2 protein-coding genes are annotated in these 21,808 nt (G+C 66.5%); both read left to right on the forward strand.

Annotated features, from left to right (window positions below):
• Nucleotides 1-113 precede the first annotated feature (113 nt).
• Complete coding sequence (locus ACFYOW_RS43815) at nucleotides 114-7,358, forward strand: amino acid adenylation domain-containing protein (RefSeq protein WP_387297063.1); 7,245 nt, start codon at nucleotides 114-116, stop codon at nucleotides 7,356-7,358.
• A 269-nt stretch (nucleotides 7,359-7,627) separates the two neighbouring features.
• A complete protein-coding gene (locus ACFYOW_RS43820) occupies nucleotides 7,628-21,796 on the forward strand; it encodes an amino acid adenylation domain-containing protein (RefSeq protein ID WP_387297103.1) in 14,169 nt (4,722 codons plus the stop codon).
• Nucleotides 21,797-21,808 lie beyond the last annotated feature (12 nt).

Consider the following 21,808-nt stretch of genomic DNA (forward strand, 5'->3'; position numbering starts at 1 on the left):
CTCGCTAAGACGGCTACCCGATTGCGTTGCGCAGGAGCGAATGCGGCGGCGGAATTCCGTGTGCGGTTGTTCGACCCTGCCATGTGCTCGATGTGAAAGGCGAATGGTTGGGAATGGATAGGGCGAGTCGATCTGTTCGGACCAACCGTCGGCGCCGAGCAAGCACCCCACTCTTCGGTCAACTGCTCACCGCTGCCGTCGAATCCGCCGCCGATGCGGTTGCGGTGCGCTTCAATCCGACCGGTGATCCGGCCGACCAGCGCGAGTTGACCTATCGCGAATTCGACGAGGCATCCTCGCGGCTGGCCTGGGAACTCATAGCACGCGGCATCGGCCCGGGCGACATTGTCGCTACCGCGCTGGCCCGATCGGTCGAGTCCGTCCTCGCGGTGTGGGCGATCGCGAAGACGGGCGCGGCCTATGTCCCGGTGGATCCGGCCTACCCAGCGGAGCGGATCGCGCATATGGTGTCGGACTCCGGCGCTGCGCTCGGCCTGACCACTGCGGCGCATCGCGCGGCGCTCGGTACATCGGTCGACTGGATCGAACTCGATGATCCAGTGGTGGCCGCGCGGATCGCCGCGCAGCCAGAGCGGCCGGTCTCCTATGCCGATCGGGTGCGCCGGCTCGACGAGCGGCATCCGGCCTACGTCATCTACACCTCCGGTTCCACCGGACGGCCCAAAGGCGTCGTGGTCACGCACTCCGGTTTGGCCGGCTTGGCCGCGATCGGTCAGCGGTATGCGCTGACCGGCGATTCGCGGGTGACGCACCTGAGTTCTCCGAGCTTCGACTTCTCGCTGATGGAGATGCTTTTCACGTTCTCTGCCGGGGCGACGCTGGTGATCGCGCCGCCGACGGTGTTCGGAGGTGTCGAGCTAGCGGATTTGCTGCGCCGGGAACGGGTTACCCATCTGCTGATCACCCCGGGTGCGCTGGAATCGGTCGATCCGGCCGGGCTGGACGAACTGCGGGCCGTGGTGGCCGGTGGCGACAGGCTCGGTGCCGAACTCGTCGATCGCTGGGCGCGGGACGGGCGGGCCGTTTTCAATGCCTATGGCCCGACCGAGGTCACGGTCATGGTCACGACCGGGCAGATGGAACCCGGCGCATCGGTCACCCTCGGCGGCACCGTCGCCGGAGTCGGAGCCTTTGTGCTCGATTCGCGCTTGCGGCCGGTGCCTTCGGGTGCTGTCGGCGAGTTGTACCTTGGCGGACCCGCGCTGGCGCAGGGCTATCTCGGACGACCCGGACTGACCGCGGAAAGGTTCGTGGCGAGTCCGTTCGGTGCGGAAGCCGGTGCGCCCGGCGCGCGGCTGTACCGGACCGGAGATCTGGTGCGGCGCAATGAAACCGGCGTGCTGGAGTATCTGGGCCGGTCCGACTTCCAGGTGAAGATTCGCGGTCTGCGCATCGAACTCGGCGAGATCGATAACGCGCTCACCGCGCATCCGGATGTGGATTTCGCGGCCACGCTCGGCAAGACATTGCCTTCGGGTACGACCGCGCTCGTCTCGTATGTGCTGCCACGCACCGATGCCGTCGTGGATACCGCCGAACTCGTTGCCGCACTGGAGCGTTCGCTACCCAAGTACATGGTGCCCACGGCCATTGTGGTGCTCGACGAACTTCCGCTGACGCCGGTGGGCAAGCTGGATCGCGCCGCGCTGCCCGATCCGGTTTTCGAGGCGCGGGAGTTCCGTGCGCCGTCCACGCGGGAAGAGCAGGTCGTCGCCGAGGTGTACGCTGCGCTGTTGCTCGCCGACGGTGTGGATGTCGGTGTCGATGACGACTTCTTCGAACTCGGCGGCAACTCGCTGCTGGCCGCGCAGGCCGCCGCGCGCATCGGTACCGCGCTGGGCACGCGGGTGCCGGTGCAGCTGGTATTCGAGGCCCCCGGAGTCGCCGAACTCGCTCAGCGGGTGACGGTACTCGCGGCGGCCGGACATGCTTTGACCGCGCAGCCGCGTCCGGATCGGATTCCGCTCTCCTACGCGCAGCAGCGCATGTGGTTCCTGAACCGCTTCGATCCGACCAGCGGTGTCAACAACATTCCGCTGGCGGTGCGGTTGTCCGGGCCGCTCGACGTCGAGGCGCTGCGTGCGGCGGCGCGTGATCTGGTGGCGCGGCACGAGGTGCTGCGGACGGTGTATCCGGAGTTCGATGGCGAGGGCATCCAGGTCGTATTGCCGATCGATGATGCCCGTGCGGTGCCGGAGCTCGAGATCGTGTCCGCGAGTGCGGCCGAGTTGCCCGAGCTGGTCATCGCCGCGGCCGTCGCCGGTTTCGATGTCGCCGTCGCGCCGCCGATTCGACTACGTCTGGTGCGGCTCGGCGAAACCGAGCAGGTGCTGGTGTGCGTGGTGCACCACATCGCGGCCGACGGTTTCTCCATGGGGCCGCTGGCGCGGGATCTGATGTCCGCCTACTCGATTCGGTCGGTCGGTGCGGGTACGCAGCTGCAGCCGCTCGACGTGCAGTACGCCGATTACGCGATCTGGCAGCGGGCGGTGCTCGGTGCGGAAGACGACGTGGATTCGCTGCTGACTCAGCAGATCGCCTTCTGGCGCACCGAATTGGCCGGATTGCCCGAGCAATTGGCGCTGCCCACCGATCGGCCGCGTCCAGCGGTGCTGTCCAGCCGCGGCGCCGTGTTCGCCTTCGAGATCGATGCCGAGGTGCATACGGCGCTGGAACGGATTGCTCGCGATCATCATTCGACGCTGTTCATGGTGGTGCACGCGGCACTCGCGGTGCTGCTGTCCCGGCTGGCCGGGACCACCGATATCGCCGTCGGAACCCCTGTTGCCGGTCGTGGGGATGCCGCACTCGACAATGTGATCGGAATGTTCGTCAATACGCTGGTGCTGCGTGGCGAGGTCGACCCCGAACTATCGTTCGACGATTTGCTGCGCAACTTCCGGCGGGCCGATGTGGCGGCCTTCGGACATGCGGATGTGCCGTTCGAGCGACTGGTCGAGTTGCTCGATCCGGTGCGTTCGATGGCGCGGCATCCGCTTTTCCAGGTGATGCTGACCTTCCAGAACATGGACCGGCCCGAACTGGAGCTGCCCGGCCTCACTGTTTCCGGCATCGATCTGGGTGTCGTGCAGGCGAAGTTCGATCTCGAGCTGACCGTCGTGCCGCGCGAGGACCATGGTGCGGCGAACGGTCTCGCGGCATCGTTCACCTATGCCACCGACCTTTTCGACGAGGCGACGGTGGCCGGTTTCGCGCAGCGCCTGAATCGGGTGCTCGGCGCGGTGGCCGCGGATCCGCACCTGGTGGTCGGGGAGCTCGAACTGCTCGCGCCCGCCGAGCGGCAGCGGATGCTGCGGGACTGGAACGACACCGCGCACCCTGTGGTCCCGGAACTGCTGCTCGATGGATATCGCCGTGCCGTAGCGGCGCATCCGGATGCGGTCGCGGTGGCCTACGAGGGGGCTGAACTCACTTATCGCGAATTCGACGAGCGGGTCAACCGGCTCGCGCGGCTGTTGATCCAGCGGGGCGTCGGCGCGGAAGCCCTGGTGGGACTGGCGGTTCGGCGTTCGATCGACCTGGTCGTCGGCATGTATGCGATCGTGACGGCCGGTGGTGCGTATGTGCCGTTGGATCCGGATCATCCGAGGGAGCGGATCGCGCATATTCTCGATACCGCCGCGCCCGTCTGTGTGCTGACCACGACGGCCGATGCCGTTTCAACAGGCGATACGCCGGTGGTGTACCTGGATACCGCTGAGCTGTCGGCATTCTCGGGAGATCCGGTGCTGCCGACGGAACTGCTGCGACCGGTTTCGCTGGACAATCCCGCCTACGTCATCTTCACCTCGGGCTCCACCGGTCGCCCGAAAGGTGTTGCGGTCACCCACGCGGCCATCAACAACCAGATCGAGTGGATGCTCGCGCACTACCCGCTCGGTCCCGATGATGTGTATTTGCAGAAGACCGCCACCGCATTCGACGTATCCCTCTGGGGGTACTTCATGCCGTTGCGCGCGGGTGCGAAGCTGGTGGTCGCCACGCCCGACGGTCATCGCGATCCGGTGTACCTCGCGGAAACGATTGCCACGCAACGGGTTACCGTCACCGACTTCGTGCCCTCGATGTTGACGGTGTTTGCCGCACATCTGACGCCCGGGTCCTGCCCGGCCCTGCGCGATATCTTCGTGATCGGCGAGGCATTGCCACCGGAGACGGTGACCGCGCTGCGTGCGGTGTCGGATGCGGCTGTGCACAACCTGTACGGACCGACCGAGGCGGCGGTGTCGATCACCGCGTGGCGCGCGGACGCGATCGAGCAGACCACCGTGCCGATCGGCCTGCCGCAGTGGAATTCGCAGGTCTACGTGCTGGATTCGCGATTGCGGCCGGTGCCCGCCGGGGTTGTCGGTGAGCTGTACCTGGCTGGGACGCAGTTGGCGCGCGGGTACGTCGCCCGACCGGATCTCACGGCGGATCGCTTCGTCGCCGACCCGTTCACCGCCGGGGCGCGGATGTACCGCACCGGTGATCTCGTTGTGTGGCGCGAGGACCCGCGCCGGTTGGAGTACCTGGGCCGCAGCGACTTCCAGGTGAAGTTCCGTGGTCAGCGCATCGAACTCGGCGAGATCGAGACCGCGCTACTCGCCCAGCCTTCGGTCAGCCAAGCCGCGGCATCGGTTGTGCAGTCGGGTGATCAGCTGGTCGGGTATGTGGTGCCGCGGCCGGGGCAGCAGGTCGAGCCGCAGGAATTGCGGACCGCGGTGGCCGAAGTGCTTCCGGCATATATGATTCCGGCCGCCATTGTGGTGCTGGATGCCTTCCCGCTGAATACCAGCGGCAAACTGGATCGCAAGGCACTGCCCGCGCCGACCTTCACCGCACGCGAATTCCGCGCTCCGATCACTCCGACGCAGGAGATCGTCGCTGCCGTCTTCGCCGAGGTGCTCGGCATCGAGCGGGTCGGCCTCGATGACGACTACTTCGCACTCGGCGGTAATTCGCTGCTGGCTACCAGGGTCATTGCGCGAATCAACGATGCGCTTGATACGAATGTCGCCGTGCGCGATCTGTTCGAGACTTCGACCGTCGCCGCACTCGCCGCCGGAATCACCCCCGGAGCGGGCCGTGCCGCCGCCGCGCGCATACCGCTGACCAAGGCCGAGCGCCCGGAGCAGGTGCCGCTTTCCCTTGCCCAGCAACGGATGTGGGTGCTCAATCGGATCGATCCTGAATCTCCGGCATATAACCTGCCGTTCGCGATCCGGCTGACCGGCGAGCTCGATGTCGCGGCGTTGCGCCTGGCCGTCGAGGACGTGCTGGTGCGGCACGAGGCGCTGCGCACCCGGTTCCCCACGGCGGGTACCGGTGGGCAGGCGTATCAGGAGATTCTGCCTGCCGCCGAGGTGCTGCCCGATGGGCTCGAGGTCGAGACCACCACCGATGTGCTCGGTCGGGTCGTCGAGCTGGCGTCGGCCGGCTTCGATGTGACCGAAGCTGTTCCGGTGCGGGCTCGACTATTGGCCGACGGGGACGAATTTGTGCTCGTTGTCGTGGTGCACCATATTTCGGCCGACGGCGCTTCGCTTGCGCCATTGGCTCGGGATCTGGTGACCGCGTATCTCGCCCGCGTGGGCGGTGCGGCCCCCGGCTGGTCGCCGCTTCCGGTGCAGTACGCGGATTTCGCACTCTGGCAGCGCAAGGTCATCGGCACCGATGACGACGAGAACTCGGTGGCGGCAGGGCAATTGGCGTACTGGCGCGAGCAGCTCGCCGGACTTTCGAGCGCACCGGTGTTGCCGCTGGATCGTCGACGTCCGGTGGCGGCGTCGGGGCGCGGCGCATCGGTCGGCTGGTCCGTGCCCGCCGAGGTGCACGAGGGTCTCGTCCGGATCGCGCGCGAGCATCGATCCTCAGTGTTCATGGTGGTGCACGCGGCACTGGCCGTCCTGCTCGCCCGGCTGTCGGGTGGTTCGGATATCGCCATCGGCACACCGATCGCCGGGCGCGGTGAGCGGGCGTTGGACGAGTTGGTCGGCATGTTCGTCAATACGCTGACGCTGCGCACATCGGTCGAGCGCGGCATGGCATTCGACGAGTTGGTCGAGCAGACGCGTGCGACGGATCTGGCGGCGTTCGCGCATGCGGATCTGCCGTTCGAGCGGGTGGTCGAGGTGGTCTCCCCGGGGCGTCCGTTGTTCCAGGTGATGCTGGTCTTCCAGAATCTGGAGCAGCCGAGCCTGGAGCTGCCGGGACTCACCGTCGCGGCATTGGACGCAGGCGATGTCGTCGCGAAGTTCGATCTGCAGGTGGTCGTCGAACCGCGCCTGCAGGCGGATGGGACGCCGGATGAGCTGGTAGCGGTATTCACCTACGCCACAGACCTTTTCGAGGAATCGACGGTGCGTGGCCTGGGGCGCATACTGGAGCGCATTCTGACCGCGGTGGTCGCCGATCCGGGCGTGCGCATCGGCGGCATCGATATTGTCGATGAGCAGGATCCGGTTCGCACCGCGACCGATGCCACGACCGCCACCGACGGCACCGAGCTGACCCACCTGCTGACCGCCGCGGTGGAGGACGATCCGGACGCGCCCGCACTGGTGTGGGGCGAGGAGGAAATGCCCTATCGGAAACTCGATGCCAAGTCGTCTCAGCTGGCCAGGGTGCTGATCGGGCGTGGTTGCGGTCCGGGGACGGGTGTAGCGATCCGGTTGGAGCGCGGTCCCGACTGGGCGGTGGCCGCGTGGGCGGTGCTCAAGGCGGGGGCGGCGCTGGTACTGCTGCCCGCGGACGAGTCTTCGATACCCGATGAGCTCTCCGTGCGGATCGGGTTGACCACCGATGCGAGTCCGATCGGTGACGGCATCGAATGGCTGCGCCTCGACGATGCCGCGACCAGCGCCGAAATCTCCGCGCAATCACTGCGACCGGTGAACCACGCGAATCGGACCGGGGTGCTCAGCGGGTCCGATCCGGCCCTCGTCATTGCCGCGACCGGGGTGCGGATGAGCTACGACGAGCTGGCCACCGCGGCCGATCGCCTGCGTGTCCGCACCGACCTGACCTTCGAATCGCGCACCTTCCAGCACGGCCGGTCCGATTCGGCGGCGACGCTGCTCGAGGTGGTGAGTGCCGGTGCGACCGGGGCCGGCCTGATCGTGGTGCCGGGTGCCGAAGACCTGGGTGCGTCGCTCGCCGAGGAGTGGGTGACGCATCTGATCGCCGATCGGGCCGCGCTGGCCGCCATCGATACCGCCCAGCTGGCGGATCTGCGGGTGGTGGTGCTCGAGCAGGGCACATCCGCCGAGGTCGTGGTGCCCGAATCGGCCGAGATCGTGCCGTTGGATGAGCTGCTGCCGGTGGTGTCGAGCTGAGTAGATGACGGTGCATGGGGGGAGGTTGAGATGTAACGACAACGCTAGGAAGTAGTCCCGGAAATGCTCGGCTTGTTCGAAGGTGTGTTGGCATTCGCGCGCGGTGCGCGACAGGGGTTCGGCGCATGACGCGGCCGAATCGCGAGCGGCCCAACCGGACTCGACGCCCGCGGATCAAGACACTGCCGCAATTGCTGACCACTGCCGTCGAGGCCGATCCGGCCGGAGCCGCGGTCATCTTCGCCGATGCCACAGCGATATTGGCGCAGTTGAGTTATGCCGAACTCGATGATCGGTCGAACCGCTTGGCGCGCTTGCTGATCGAGCGCGGCATCGGCCCGGAGGATTTGGTCGCGGTCGGTATTCCGCGGTCGGTGGAATCGATTGTCGCAGTGTGGGCGATCGCCAAGGCCGGTGCCGGATTCGTGCCCGTCGACCCGAACTATCCCGCCGATCGCGTTGCGCACATGCTGTCGGATTCCGGTGCGGCATTCGGCCTCACCGTCGCGGCGGTGGACCTGCCCGACGGGCCGGAATGGCTCGCCATCGATACCGCGGACATCGCGGCATATTCGGCGGAACCGATCACCTACACGGATCGGATCCGGCAATTGCGTGCCGAGCATCCGGCCTATGTCATCTACACCTCCGGATCGACCGGAAAGCCCAAGGGAGTGGTCCTCACTCAGGCCGGCCTGTCGAATTTCTGTGATGAGCAGCGCGAACGCTATACGCTGACTTCCGATTCGCGCACACTGCATTTCGCCTCGCCCTCCTTCGACGCATCGGTCCTGGAGTTGCTGCTTGCGTTGAGCCGGGGCGCGACCATGGTTGTCGCCGCACCGACGGTGTACGGCGGCGCGGAACTGGCCGCACTGCTGCGCCGGGAGCGGGTGACGCACGCCTTCATCACCCCCGCCGCGCTCGCGTCGCTGCCTGCCGAGGGACTGGACGAGTTGCGCGTCGTGGTCGCGGGTGGTGAGGCCTGCCCACCGGAGTTGGTGCAGCGCTGGGTATTACCGATCGCGGATGGACGCACCCGGGAATTCTTCAATGGATACGGTCCGACCGAGACCACGATCATGACGAATATCAGCGCACCGCTGGTGCCGGGCGAACCGGTGACCATCGGTGGGCCGATCCGCGGGATCACCGAATATGTGCTGGACGAGGAACTCGCGCCGGTGCCGGGCCGGGTCGTCGGCGAACTCTATATTTCCGGTGCGCAGGTGGCTCGCGGCTATCACGAACGACCGGGTCTGACCGCCGCTCGGTTCGTGGCCGATCCGTTCGGTGAGCCGGGTGCGCGGCTCTACCGCACCGGTGATCTGGTGCGCTGGACGGCGGAGCGGGAGCTGGAGTATCTGGGGCGCAATGATTTCCAGGTGAAGATCCGTGGTTTCCGCATCGAACTAGGTGAGATCGATGCGGTGCTCGCCGCGCACGACGGCGTCGATTTCGTGGTCACCATCGGTCACGAACAGGACAGCGGTGCGACGATTCTGGTGTCGTATGTGCACGCGGTCGATGGTGTTGCCATCGATACGACGGAACTGACCCAGTGGGCCGCAAGCAAACTGCCCGCCCATATGGTGCCGAGCGCCATTATGGAGATCGATGAGATCCCGCTGACTCCGGTCGGCAAGCTGGATCGGCGGGCGCTGCCGGCACCGCAGTTGCGCACCAAGACTTTCCGAGCGCCGTCGGGTGCGATCGAGCCGGTAGTCGCCGAACTGGTCGCCGACGTTCTTGCGCTCGACGTGCCGGTCGGCGCCGATGACGACTTCTTCGAACTCGGCGGCAACTCGCTGATCGGCACCCAGCTGATGGCGCGCCTCGGTGCCGCGCTGGATGCCAGGATTCCGGTGCGTCTGCTTTTCGAGACGCCGACCGTGGCCGGACTGGCCGCCGCGGTGGCGGAACACGCGGGGTCGGGTGACCGCAAGGCATTGGTTGCCGGTCCGCGTCCGGAGGCGATTCCGCTGTCGCTCGCCCAGCAGCGGATGTGGTTCCTGAATCGGTTCGATACCGGATCGGCGGCATACAACATCCCGATCGCGGTGCGATTGAGCGGTGCGCTGGATGTGACCGCGCTGCGGGCGGCGGTCGCGGATCTGGTTGCGCGACATGAGGTCCTGCGGACGATTTATCCGAACACCGATGCCGGGCCGGTGCAGCTGATTTTGCCCACGGACCAATCGCTTCCCGAGCTGACGGTCCAGACAGTTGCCGCCGAGCAGCTCGAGTCCGCCGTGCGCGAGTTGCTTTCGACGACCTTCGATGTGACCGCCGAGGTGCCGCTGCGGGTCGGCTTGTTCGAGGTCGAGGACGCGCCTGCCGAATTCGTATTGGCGCTGGTGGTGCACCATATCGCCGGTGACGGCACCTCGATGGGACCGCTGACGCGCGACCTGATGACCGCCTACGCCGCACGCTCGGCCGGTTCCGTGCCCGGCTGGACACCGCTGCCGGTGCAATACGCGGATTACAGCATCTGGCAGCGCGAACTGCTGGGCAGTGAGGACGATCCGGAGTCGCTGTCGGCCGGACAGATTGCCTACTGGCGGGACGCACTCGCGGAACTGCCCGATCAGCTCGATCTGCCGACGGATCGGCCGCGGCCACCGGTGCAGTCCTTCGCCGGTGGCAAGGTTCCGGTGCGCATCGATGCCGAAACCCACCGTGCGCTGGCCGAAATGGCGCGCGCCGAGGGCGCGACGCTGTTCATGGTCGTGCACGCGGCATTGGCGGTTCTGCTGGCCCGGTTGTCGGGTACCGATGACATTGCCGTCGGTACGCCCATGGCCGGTCGCGGTGAGGCGGCGCTCGACGAGCTGATCGGCATGTTCGTCAATACCCTGGTGTTCCGGACCCGGGTCGATGAATCCGCACCCTTCATCGAACTGCTCGCGAGGCAGCGCGAGACGGATCTCGGGGCCTTCGCCAATGCCGATGTGCCGTTCGAACGGCTAGTGGAGGTGCTCAATCCGGTTCGCTCGACCGCGCGGCATCCGCTGTTCCAGGTGGGATTGTCGTTCCAGAATCTTGCCGCGACGAGTTTGGAGCTGCCCGGACTGACCGTCGCGGCGGTGGACTTCGATGCCGCGGTATCGCAGTTCGATCTGCACTGGATCATCGGCGATCACTACGACGAGACGGGGCAGCCCGCGGGTATCACCGGTGCCGTCACGTACGCGCACGATCTGTTCGACGAGCGGACGGTTCAAAGCTTCGTAGCCCGGTTCGCGCGCTTGCTCGGCGAGATCGCCGCCGCACCGCGCACCGTCGTCGGTGAGCTGGAACTGCTCGACGCTGCGGAACGGACCGAGCTGGTCTCCGGTCGCAATGCGACCGACCATGCGGTGGATGCGTCGGCGACGCTGGTGTCGCTTCTGGATGCGACTGTGGCCGCCACACCGGGCGGGGTGGCACTTATGGGCGCGGACGGCGAACCGGTAACCTATGCCGAGCTAGATGCACGGGTGAATCGTCTTGCGCGGCATCTGATTTCGCGGGGCGTCGGGCCGGAGTCGCGGGTGGTGCTCGCCTTCCGCCGCTCGGTGGACCTGGTTGTCGCGATGTACGCGGTGGCCAAGGCCGGTGCCGCATATGTGCCGGTGGATCCGGACCAGGCCGCCGCGCGGACCGACTACATTCTGGGTGCCGCGGCACCGGTCTGCGTATTGACCAACGCGGCAGCGGGTTTCGACACCGCGCTGGCGCCGGTCGTGCGACTGGACCGGCTCGACCTCGGTTGGCTCGCCGAGACACCGATCATCGATGGTGAGCGGGTAAGGCCGCTGCGCGCGGCGAATACCGCGTATGTGATCTTCACGTCGGGTTCGACGGGGCGGCCGAAGGGGGTCGCGGTGTCGCATGCCGCGATCGTCAACCAATTGCTGTGGAAGACCGGCGAATTCGTGCTCGGACCTGGCGATGCGGTGCTGCTGAAGACGGCAGCCACCTTCGATCTGTCGGTGTGGGAGTTCTGGTCGGCGGCCGTATTCGGTGGGCGATTGGTGCTGGCCCACCCGGACGGGCATCGCGACCCGGATTATCTGAACGATCTGATGGCGCGGGAGTCGGTGACCACCCTGCATGTGGTGCCGTCGATGCTGGACGCGCTGTTGACCGGTCGGCTGCCGTTCACCTTGCGGCGAGTGCTGGTCATCGGTGAGGCATTGCCCGCGGGGCTGGCACAGCGATTCCGGGACACCTATCCACAGAAGGAACTGTTCAACCTGTACGGCCCGACCGAGGCGGCGGTGTCGGTCACCAGCCATCGGGTGACCGATGTGGATGCGGCGTCGGTGTCGATCGGTGCGCCGGAGTGGAACAGTCGTGTCTACGTGCTGGATTCGCGGTTGCGTCCGGTGCCGGTTGGCGTTTCGGGTGAGTTGTACCTGGCCGGTGCGCAATTGGCGCGCGGCTACTTCGGCCGGGTCGATCTGACCGCGGAGCGGTTCGTGGCGAATCCGTTCGAGTCCGGTGCACGGATGTACCGCACCGGTGACCTCGTGGCTTGGAATGTAGCCGGTGAGTTGGAGTATCGCGGTCGCACCGACTTCCAGGTGAAGATCCGTGGTTTCCGGATCGAGTTGGGTGAGATCGAGGCAGCGTTGGCCGCGTTGCCTGAGATCGCGCAGGCCGCGGTTATCGCGGATGCCGATCAGCGGACCGGTGATCGGCTCGTCGCGTATCTGGTGGGCGTCGATATCGATGTGGCACAGGTGAAGTCGGCGATCGCGCGTGTGCTGCCCTCCTATATGGTGCCTGCCGCCTATGTGGTCCTGGCCGCGCTGCCGCGCACCGTCAACGGCAAGCTGGATCGAAAGGCATTGCCCGCGCCCGAGTTCGAGACCCAGGTCTTCCGTGCGCCGTCGACGCCGATCGAGGAGATCGTCGCCGGGGTGTTCGCGGATGTGCTCGGGGTTGATCGGGTCGGTATCGATGACGACTTCTTCGCGCTCGGCGGCAATTCGCTGATCGCAACCCAGGTGGCGGCGCGCCTGGGCGCTGCGCTGGATACACAGGTACCGGTGCGGGTGTTGTTCGAGGCGACCACCGTCGCAGCACTGGCGGTCCGGGTGGAGCATGGGGTCGGCTCCGGTCGGCGACTGGCATTGGCTGCGGGTACACGACCGGATCGGGTGCCATTGTCGCTGGCACAGCAGCGAATGTGGTTCCTGAACCAATTCGATACCGCATCGGCCGCGTACAACGTGCCGGTCGCGGTGCGACTGTCCGGTGCACTGGATATCGATGCACTGCGATTGGCGGTCGCAGATGTGGTGGCCAGGCACGAGGTGCTGCGCACCGTGTATCCGTCTCGCGACGGTATCGCGTATCAGGTGATTCTGCCTGTGGGGCAGGCGATTCCGGACCTGGCAGTCGTCGATATCAGTGTTGATGAGCTGCGGGATCGAATCGTCGAGCTGGTCGGTGCCGGGTTCGATGTGACCGCCGAAGTGCCGGTGCGTGCCGAATTATTGCGTTGCGACGGTGACTATGTGCTGGTGCTCGTGGCTCATCACATCAGTGCCGATGGCTGGTCCATGGGGCCGCTGACCCGCGACCTGATGCTGGCCTATATCGCGCGCACCGGCGGATCCGCGCCCACGTGGACGCCATTGCCGGTGCAATACGCGGACTTCGCGCTGTGGCAGCGGGCCGTACTCGGCTCGGAATCAGATCCGGATTCGCTTGCCGGACAGCAGGTGTCGTATTGGCGACAGGCACTGGCCGAGCTGCCGGATGAGCTGAACCTGCCGTCGGATCGGATTCGGCCCGCCGTCCCGTCGTTCGTCGGCGGCAGGTGCGATATCCCGATCGACGCGCAGTTGCAAGCCGCGCTGCTGCGATTGGCCCGCGAGCACAATGCGACCCTGTTCATGGTGGTTCACGCCGCGCTGGCGGTACTGCTGGCGCGCCTGTCGGGCACCGACGATATCGCCATCGGAACGCCGGTCGCCGGACGTGGCGAGGCCGAACTCGACGATGTCATCGGCATGTTCGTCAATACGCTTGTGCTGCGCACCGAGGTATCGGGTGACAGCACCTTCGCCGAGCTACTGGCACACGCCAAGGATGTGGACCTACAGGCCTTCGCACATGCGGACATACCGTTCGAGCGTTTGGTGGATCTGCTCGAACCGGAACGGTCGACGGCACGGCATCCGCTGTTCCAGGTGGCGCTCTCGTTCGAGAACCTGCCCGACAACTCGTTCGAGCTGCCCGGATTGCAGGTCGCCCCGGTGGATTTCGATCTCATCACCGAGAAATTCGATCTGTCGCTGGCGATCCGCGAGTCGGCTTCGGGCATGTTCGCCGCGTTCACCTATGCGCGCGACCTTTTCGATGACGTGACGGTGCGCGTCTTCGCGGATCGATTCGTGCGGTTGCTCACCGCGATTGTCGCGAACACGGAAACACCGGTGGGTGATCTGCCGCTGTTGGCCGACTCCGAGGTCGAATCCCTGACCCGGGTGCAGCCGGATCATGTGATGGCGGGTGGGCTGCTGCCCGATCTGCTGTTGCGCGGACTGCGCCACGGTGCGGACCGTGTCGCTGTCCGGTATGCGGGCCGGTCGATCAGCTACCGCGAACTCGACCGGTACTCGTCGCGGTTGGCCAGGGTCCTGATCGAGCGTGGTGTCGGCCCGGAAAGCCTTGTCGCGCTGGCCTTGCCGCGCTCCTACGTGATGGTCGCCGCGGTCTTGGCCGTCGCTAAGGCCGGTGGCGCACATGTGCCGATCGATCCGAACCATCCGCTGGAACGGATCCGGTACCTGCTGACCGACTCGGCCCCGGTCGTCGGACTGACCGCCACCGAGTACCTCGGCGACCTCCCCGATGACGTGCCGTGGCTCGCGCTCGACGATTCCACGACGGAAGCGTTGTGCGCCAACCGGTCCGCCGCGCCGATCACCGATGCCGACCGGATCGTTCCGCTGCGTCTGCACCACCCGGCCTACGTCATCTACACCTCGGGCTCGACCGGTGTGCCCAAGGGCGTCACGGTGACCCACGCCGGACTCGGCGGCCTGCTCGCGCATGCGATCGAGCTGTACCGGCTGGAGCCGACCCGCCGCTTCCTGCATATCTGCGCGCCGAGCTTCGACCCGTCGGTACTGGAATGGCTGTGCGCCTTCTCGGTCGGCGCGACATTGGTGATCGTGCCGTCCAGCGTGCCGGGCGGGCCCGAACTCGGTGAGCTGCTGCGCGCGGAACGGGTGACGCACGCGATCATCACACCGGCGGTCCTCGGCACAGTGGACCCCACCGGCCTCGACGACCTCGAGATGCTTTCCGTCGGTGGCGATGTCACCACACCGGAACTGCTGGCCAAGTGGCAGCCCGGTCGCAGGTACTACAACGGCTACGGCCCGACCGAGACCACGATTATCTCGTCCTATGCGGAATTGATTGCGGAACAGCACATTACGATCGGCACGCCCGTGCGCGGCATGTCCGCACTGGTGCTGGACGGGCGGCTGAATCCGGTACCGCCCGGGGTGACGGGTGAGCTGTATCTGGCGGGCGGCGCGCTGGCCCGCGGTTACCGCAACCGAGCCGGGCTGTCCGCGGAACGTTTCATCGCCAACCCGTGGGGCGAGCCGGGTGCCCGGATGTACCGCACCGGCGACCTGGTCCGCTGGTATGCGACTCCGGCCGGGGCATGGGAGCTGGATTATGTGGGGCGTAGCGACTTCCAGGTGAAGGTTCGCGGCTTCCGTGTCGAACTCGGTGAGATCGATGCGGTGCTCGGCGGTCACGAGGATGTCGAATTCGCGGTCACCCTCGGCCACGAAACCGCCGCTGGCGCAACGGTACTGGTGTCGTATGTGCGTCGCGTGGCGGATCGTGTTGTCGACGCGGACCGACTCACGGAATTCGCGGCGCGGGTACTGCCTTCGCATATGGTGCCTTCGGCCATCGTCGTTCTCGACGAGGTGCCGCTGACCACCAATGGCAAGCTCGACCGCAACGCGCTGCCCGAGCCGCAGTTCACCGCCACGGTGTCGCGGGCGCCGTCCGGCCCGCTGGAATCGCGGATCGCCGAACTGTTCGCGCAGGTTCTCGGCGTGCGGCTGGTGGGAGCCGATGACTCGTTCTTCGCCATCGGCGGCGACAGCATCGTCTCGATCCAGTTGGTTTCGCGGGCCAAGGCGGTCGGAATCGGCTTCACCCCGCGCGATGTCTTCGAGCAGAAGACCGTCGCCGGATTGGCCAGGGTCGCGGTGCTCGGCACGGATCCCGCGCCGGTGGCGCTGGCCGAGCTGCCCGGTGGCGGTGTCGGCGATATCCCGCTCACGCCGGTGCTCGCGGGCTTCCTCGACAACGGTTCGTTCGGCCGATTCGCGCAGACCCTCGTGCTCGCGCTGCCGGAGGGGATCGATCGCACCGGACTGGCCGCTACGCTCACGGCTGTACTCGACCACCACGACATGTTGCGCGCGCGGGTATGGCAGGTCGACGGCCGGTGGTGGCAGCAGGTCGCCGCGCCGGGCACCCTCGAGGCCCTGGTGTCCGAGAGGGACGTTCCCGACGAGGCCGAGCTCAACCGAATCGGCAACGCCGCCATGGTTTCCGCGCTGGCCGCACTGGATCCGGCTGCGGGCCGGATGGTCGCGTTCAGTTGGTTGCGCAGGTCGAATGCTCGCGATCTGCTGGTCGTCGCGGCGCATCACTATGTGATCGATGGTGTGTCGTGGCGGATTCTGATCCCGGACCTCATCACCGCATGGGCACAGCGTTCCGCCGGGATGGCCATTGCGTTGCCGCCGGTCGGAACATCGTTCCGGCGTTGGGCACACGGTCTGGTGGAGGCGGCGGGCTCGCCGTCGCGAATGGCCGAGCTCGACTACTGGCGCACTGTGCTGGCGACACCGGATCCCTTGCTCGGTTCGCGTGCGCTCGATCCCGCGGTCGATACCCATGCGACGGTGCGTCAGTTGACGGTCGAGGTGCCGGTCGAAGTCGCCGATGCGGTACTGACCACCGTGCCCGCGCTGTACCGGGGCGGTGTCAACGACGGTCTGCTCGCCGCGCTGGCCATGGCGGTGCGGGCCTGGCGGGCGCGCCGCGGGATCGACGCCACGGTCACCAGGATTCGACTCGAGGGTCACGGCCGTGAAGAAGCGACCGTGCCTGGTGCCGATCTGACGCGCACGATCGGCTGGTTCACCAGTGTGTACCCGGTGGCGCTCGATCTGAGCGACGTTGCCGAGGAGACCGCGGCGGTGCTGCGGTCGGTGAAGGAGCAATTGCTCGCGGTTCCGGATCGGGGCATCGGCTTCGGCCTGCTGCGCCAACTGAATTCGGGCACGGCCGCTGCGCTGGCCGGTGATATCGGGCAGATCGGCTTCAACTACCTGGGCCGGGTGTCCACCGGCGAATCGGCGGGGCTGACCGATCCGGGATGGCTGCCGTCCGGCGATCTGGGTGACCTCGACGACGGCCAGGATCCGGCGCTGCCCGCGTCGGCGGTGGTCGATATCAATGCGATCGTCGTCGATACCGATACCGGACCGCGGATGGATGTGGTGTTCAAGTACGCCGGTGAAATCCTCGACGCGGCGGCAGTACAGGAACTGGCGGATGACTGGCTGACCGCGCTCACGGCAGTAGCCGGACACGTAGCCGACCCGGCCGCCGGTGGTCTCACTCCGTCGGATGTGCCGCTCGTATCGACCACCCAGCACGAACTCGACACCTGGCGGGCGAACTACCCGGGTCTGGTCGACGTTCTGCCGCTTTCGCCGCTGCAAACCGGCCTGCTGTTCCTGATGGAAATGCTGGCGGAGTCGGTGGATCCCTATGTCATTCAGGTGGCGGTCGAACTCTCGGGCGAATTCGAACTCGAGCGTCTGCGCCGCGCCGCACAGGCGGTGCTGGACCGGCACGCGAATCTCCGCAGCGCCTTCACTTTCGGTGCGAACGGCAAACCGGTGCAGCTCATTGCCGACGGTGTCCGGGTGCCGTGGCGCGTGGTCACCGAGGTGGCCGATGCCGAACTGCCCGATCTGCTCGTCGCCGACCAGCGCACCGGATTCGATTCCGCGCTGGCACCGCTGCTGCGATTCACGGTGTACCGCACCGTATCCGGGCACACCCACCTCGTATTGACAGCGCATCACATCCTGCTCGACGGCTGGTCGATGCCGCTGCTGATGAAGGATCTGCTGATCCTCTACGCGACCAGGAGCGATACCGCGCTGCTGCCCGGGTTGCGGCCGTACCGCGACTATCTGACGTGGCTGTCGCGGCAGGATCGCGAAGCCACACTGCGCGCGTGGGAAACCGCGCTGACCACGGTCGCGCCGACGCTGCTTGCGCCCGCGCTGGTGCGACCTGCGGTGCCGGACAATGGATTCGGCAGGTCGGCATTCGAACTGTCGGCGTCCGAGACGGCCGCGCTGACGGCCTTCGCCGCGGCGACCGAGGTCACCGTCAATACCGTGTTGCAGGCGGCGTGGGGCGTGGTCGTCGCCGGTATCACCGACCGTGACGATGTCGTCTTCGGCGTCACCGTTTCGGGACGTCCCCCGCAGCTCGACGGCGTCGACGCGATGGTCGGCCTGTTCGTGAACACCATTCCGGTGCGCGTTCGATTCGATTCGGCGACAACGGTTTCGCAGCTGCTCACCGAGTTGCAAGGCGAGCAGGCGGCGCTGCTGGAGCATCACTATCTCGGGCTGGCCGACGTCCAAGCGATCGCGGGCGGCAGCGAGTTGTTCGACACGCTGGTGGCCTACGAGTCGTATCCGATCGACGCCGACGGCCTGCGGCAGGCGGGCAATGCCGTCGATGGGCTGGTGGTCAGTGGTGTCAGTTCGGTCGACAACACCCACTATCCGGTTACCGTCCGGGCGGAACTGGGTGCTGAGCTGCGAGTGGAGGTGCTGTATCGCGGCGATGCCGTCGCGGATTCGGCGGCGCTGGCGCTGACCCAGCGGTTGCGCACTGTGCTCGGTGAACTCGTCACTGCGGATTCGGTAGCAGCGGTGCGTGACGGTGTTGGCCCCGATGTACTCAGTCAGGTTCGATACTGGCGCACCACGCTGGCAGGGCTGCCGGATGAGTTGACGCTGCCGATGGATCGTCCGCGTTCGACCGTGCCCTCATATATCGGTGGGCAGGTCGCGCTGCAAATCGGCGTGCACCTGCACCACGAACTGCGTCGGCTTGCCGAATCCAGGAATACCTCGGTATTCGTGGTGGCGCATGCGGCTTTCGCGGTGTTGTTGGCGCGGTTGGCCGGCATGAGCGATATCGCAATCGGTGTACAGGCGTCGGGGACAACCTTCGATGAAATGGGCGTCGCGGTCGGTCCGGCCGCCGCCGGTACTCCAGCCTCGGGGACAACCTTCGACAACACTGTGGTGCTGCGTACCGAATACGACCCGAGCGCGACCTTCGATGAACTGCTGGCCGAAGTCGGTTCGGTCGACGCCGCCGCATTCGCGTACGCCGATGTGCCGTTCGCGCAACTCGTCGAGGTGCTCGACCCGGTCCAGGTGACCGGCAGACATCCGCTGTTCCAAGTCGCGATGGGCAACACCGTGGCGACGGATCCGCTCACCGTTGACCTGCGGCTTTCGCTGAACGAGCGGATCGGACCGCGCGGTGAAACCCAGGGCGTGCTGGCCGAATTCAGCTATGCGACAGACCTGTTCGACGCCGTGACCGTACAGGGCTTCGCCGATCGGTTCGCTCGAATCCTCACCGCGGTCGTCGCCGATGCCGCCGTGACCGTCGGCGATATCGAGCTGCTCGGACCGAGCGAACGCACCAGAGTTCTGCACGAATGGAACTCGCGCGGTGCGTGGGTGCCCGCCGCGACACTGCCCGAACTGATCGCCGATCAGGCCCGGCGCAGGCCCGATGCGGTGGCGGTCCGTTTCGGCGATGCGGCACTGAGTTTCGCTGAACTGCGGCAGCGGGCCAACCGGGTGGCCAGGGCGCTCATTGCCGCCGGTGCCGGACCGGAATCGCTGGTGGCCGTTGCGGTTCCGCGCACCGAAGAGTTGCCGGTCGCATTGCTCGGTGTGCTCATCGCGGGTGCGGCGTATCTGCCGATCGATATCACCTATCCGGCGCAGCGGCTGGCCTTCGTGCTCTCGGATGCGGTTCCGGTCTGTGTGCTCACGACTGCGGAGCAGCGGGCCGATGTGCCGGTTGGTGAGCTGCCGGTGATATTGCTCGAAGAGACAACGGAATTCGATGACCGTCCGGTCAGCGATGCCGACCGAATCACACCGCTGCTTCCGGACCATCTCGCCTACGTCATCTACACCTCGGGTTCGACGGGCGTGCCGAAGGGCGTTGGTGTCGCGCATCGCAATGTGATCGAGCTGTGCGCGAACACCCAGCCGCTGTTCGGCTTCGACGAGACCGATGTGTGGACGCTGTTCCACTCCTTCGCGTTCGACTTCTCGGTGTGGGAGCTGTGGTGTGCGCTGGCCACCGGCGGCGCGGTGGTCGTGGTCGACTATGCGACCTCGCGGGCACCGGAGTTGTTCCGCGAGTTGCTGATTCGCGAACGGGTGACGGTGCTGAACCAGACGCCGTCGGCGTTCTACCAGCTCATCGAGGCCGATCGGGCCGAGTCCGACCGCGAATTCGCGCTGCGACATGTCGTATTCGGTGGTGAGGCGCTGGATCTGCGTCAGTTGCGGCGCTGGTACGAGCGGCATGACGCGGATGCACCGCGCCTGGTCAATATGTACGGCATTACCGAAACCACCGTGCACGTATCGTTCCTGGCGCTGGACAAACAGATCGCGGACAGTCCGGACAGTCTGATCGGACGCGCGCTGCCCGGCTTGGACGGATATGTGCTCGACGAGCGCCTGCACCCGGTGCCGGTTGGAACACCGGGTGAGATCTATGTGGCCGGAGCCCAGCTGTCCCGGGGATACCTCGGCAGGCCGGGGCTGGCCGCGGTGCGTTTCGTGGCGAATCCCTTCGGAGCACCTGGATCTCGCATGTACCGCACCGGCGACCTCGGTCGCTGGGGTCACTCCGGACTCGCCTATGCCGGGCGCAGCGATCAACAGGTTCAATTGCGCGGCTTCCGAATCGAGCTCGGTGAGATCGAATCCGCGCTGCTGCGTTGCCCGGGCGTGAGCCAAGCGGTGGTGCTGGTCCGCTCGACCGAACGTCTCGGTGATCAGCTCGTCGGGTATGTGGTGCCCGCCGCCGGTGCCGGCATCGATCCCGATGAGCTGCGCGTTCAGGTTGCCGAATTCCTCACCGGCTACATGGTTCCCGCCGCCATCGTGGTGCTCGACGTCATGCCACTGACGCCGAACGGCAAGCTGGACCGGCGCGCGCTACCCGAACCCGCATTCGAGGCACGGCAGTACCGCGCACCGGCCACACCGATCGAGGAAACCGTCGCCGCCGCGTTCGGCGAGGTGCTCGACCTCGACCGATTCGGTATGGACGACAACTTCTTCGAGCGCGGCGGCAATTCACTGATCGCCACCAAGCTGACCGCGCGGCTGAGTTCGCTTCTCGGCGAGAAGATTCCGGTGATGCGAGTATTCACCGCGCCGACCCCGGCGGACTTCCTGGCTGAGCTCGCCCGCCGGGCGGGTGGGCAGGTCGAGGGTGAGGTGGCCTTCGATGTGGTGCTGCCGCTGCGTGCGACGGGTACCGCCGACCCGCTGTTCTGCATCCATCCGGTATCCGGTATCGCGTGGTCGTTCGCTGGTCTGGCCGCCTACCTCGATTCCGACCGGCCGATCTACGGCATCCAAGCGCCGACACTCGCCGCACCGGCGGTGCTGCCGGACACGATCGAGGAGTGGGCCGCGATCTATGTCGATGCGATCCGCTCGGTCCAGCCGAAGGGGCCGTATCACCTCATCGGCTGGTCGATGGGCGGTGTTTTCGCCCACGAGATCGCGGTGCAACTACAGCGAGCCGGACAACGAGTGGCGACGCTCGCGGTGATGGACAGCTATATGGCCGATCCGCCCGACGAACGCGCACAAGGCGCGGGCTCACCCGTGCCGGTGGCCGAGTTGATCGGCGGCTTACTCGGTGAAAAGGCGGGTGACCTGGGCTTCGACATCGACGTGGACTGGGGACAGCTCGCCGAGCGACTGGTCGAACTGCCGGAACCGTTCGCCTCCTTCGGCTCCGACCGGTTCACCCGGGTGCTGGATACGGCCGTGCATTCGGTCGTGCTGCGCAATGCGTATCAGCCCGTTCGATTCCACGGCGACGTCATCTATTTCACCGCGGCGCTCGACGATCCCACCGGTTCGATCGGCGCGTCGATCTGGGCGGAGGTCGTCGACGGTGCCGTGGACAATCGCGCGGTGCCGACCACCCACTGGCGCATGACCGCCGCCGACGGACTCGCGGAAATCGGCAAGGTGCTGACCGACGTTTGGCAGGAACCCGCAGCGCAGACTCATGACTGAAACTCGGATGCA

It is taken from the genome of Nocardia sp. NPDC006982 (assembly GCF_042869435.1).
GTDB lineage: Bacteria > Actinomycetota > Actinomycetes > Mycobacteriales > Mycobacteriaceae > Nocardia.

Coding starts and splice junctions, on each gene's coding strand:
- ACFYOW_RS43815 (WP_387297063.1), top strand. CDS start 114: ATGGATAGGGCGAGTCGATCTGTTCGGACCAACCGTCGGCGCCGAGCA.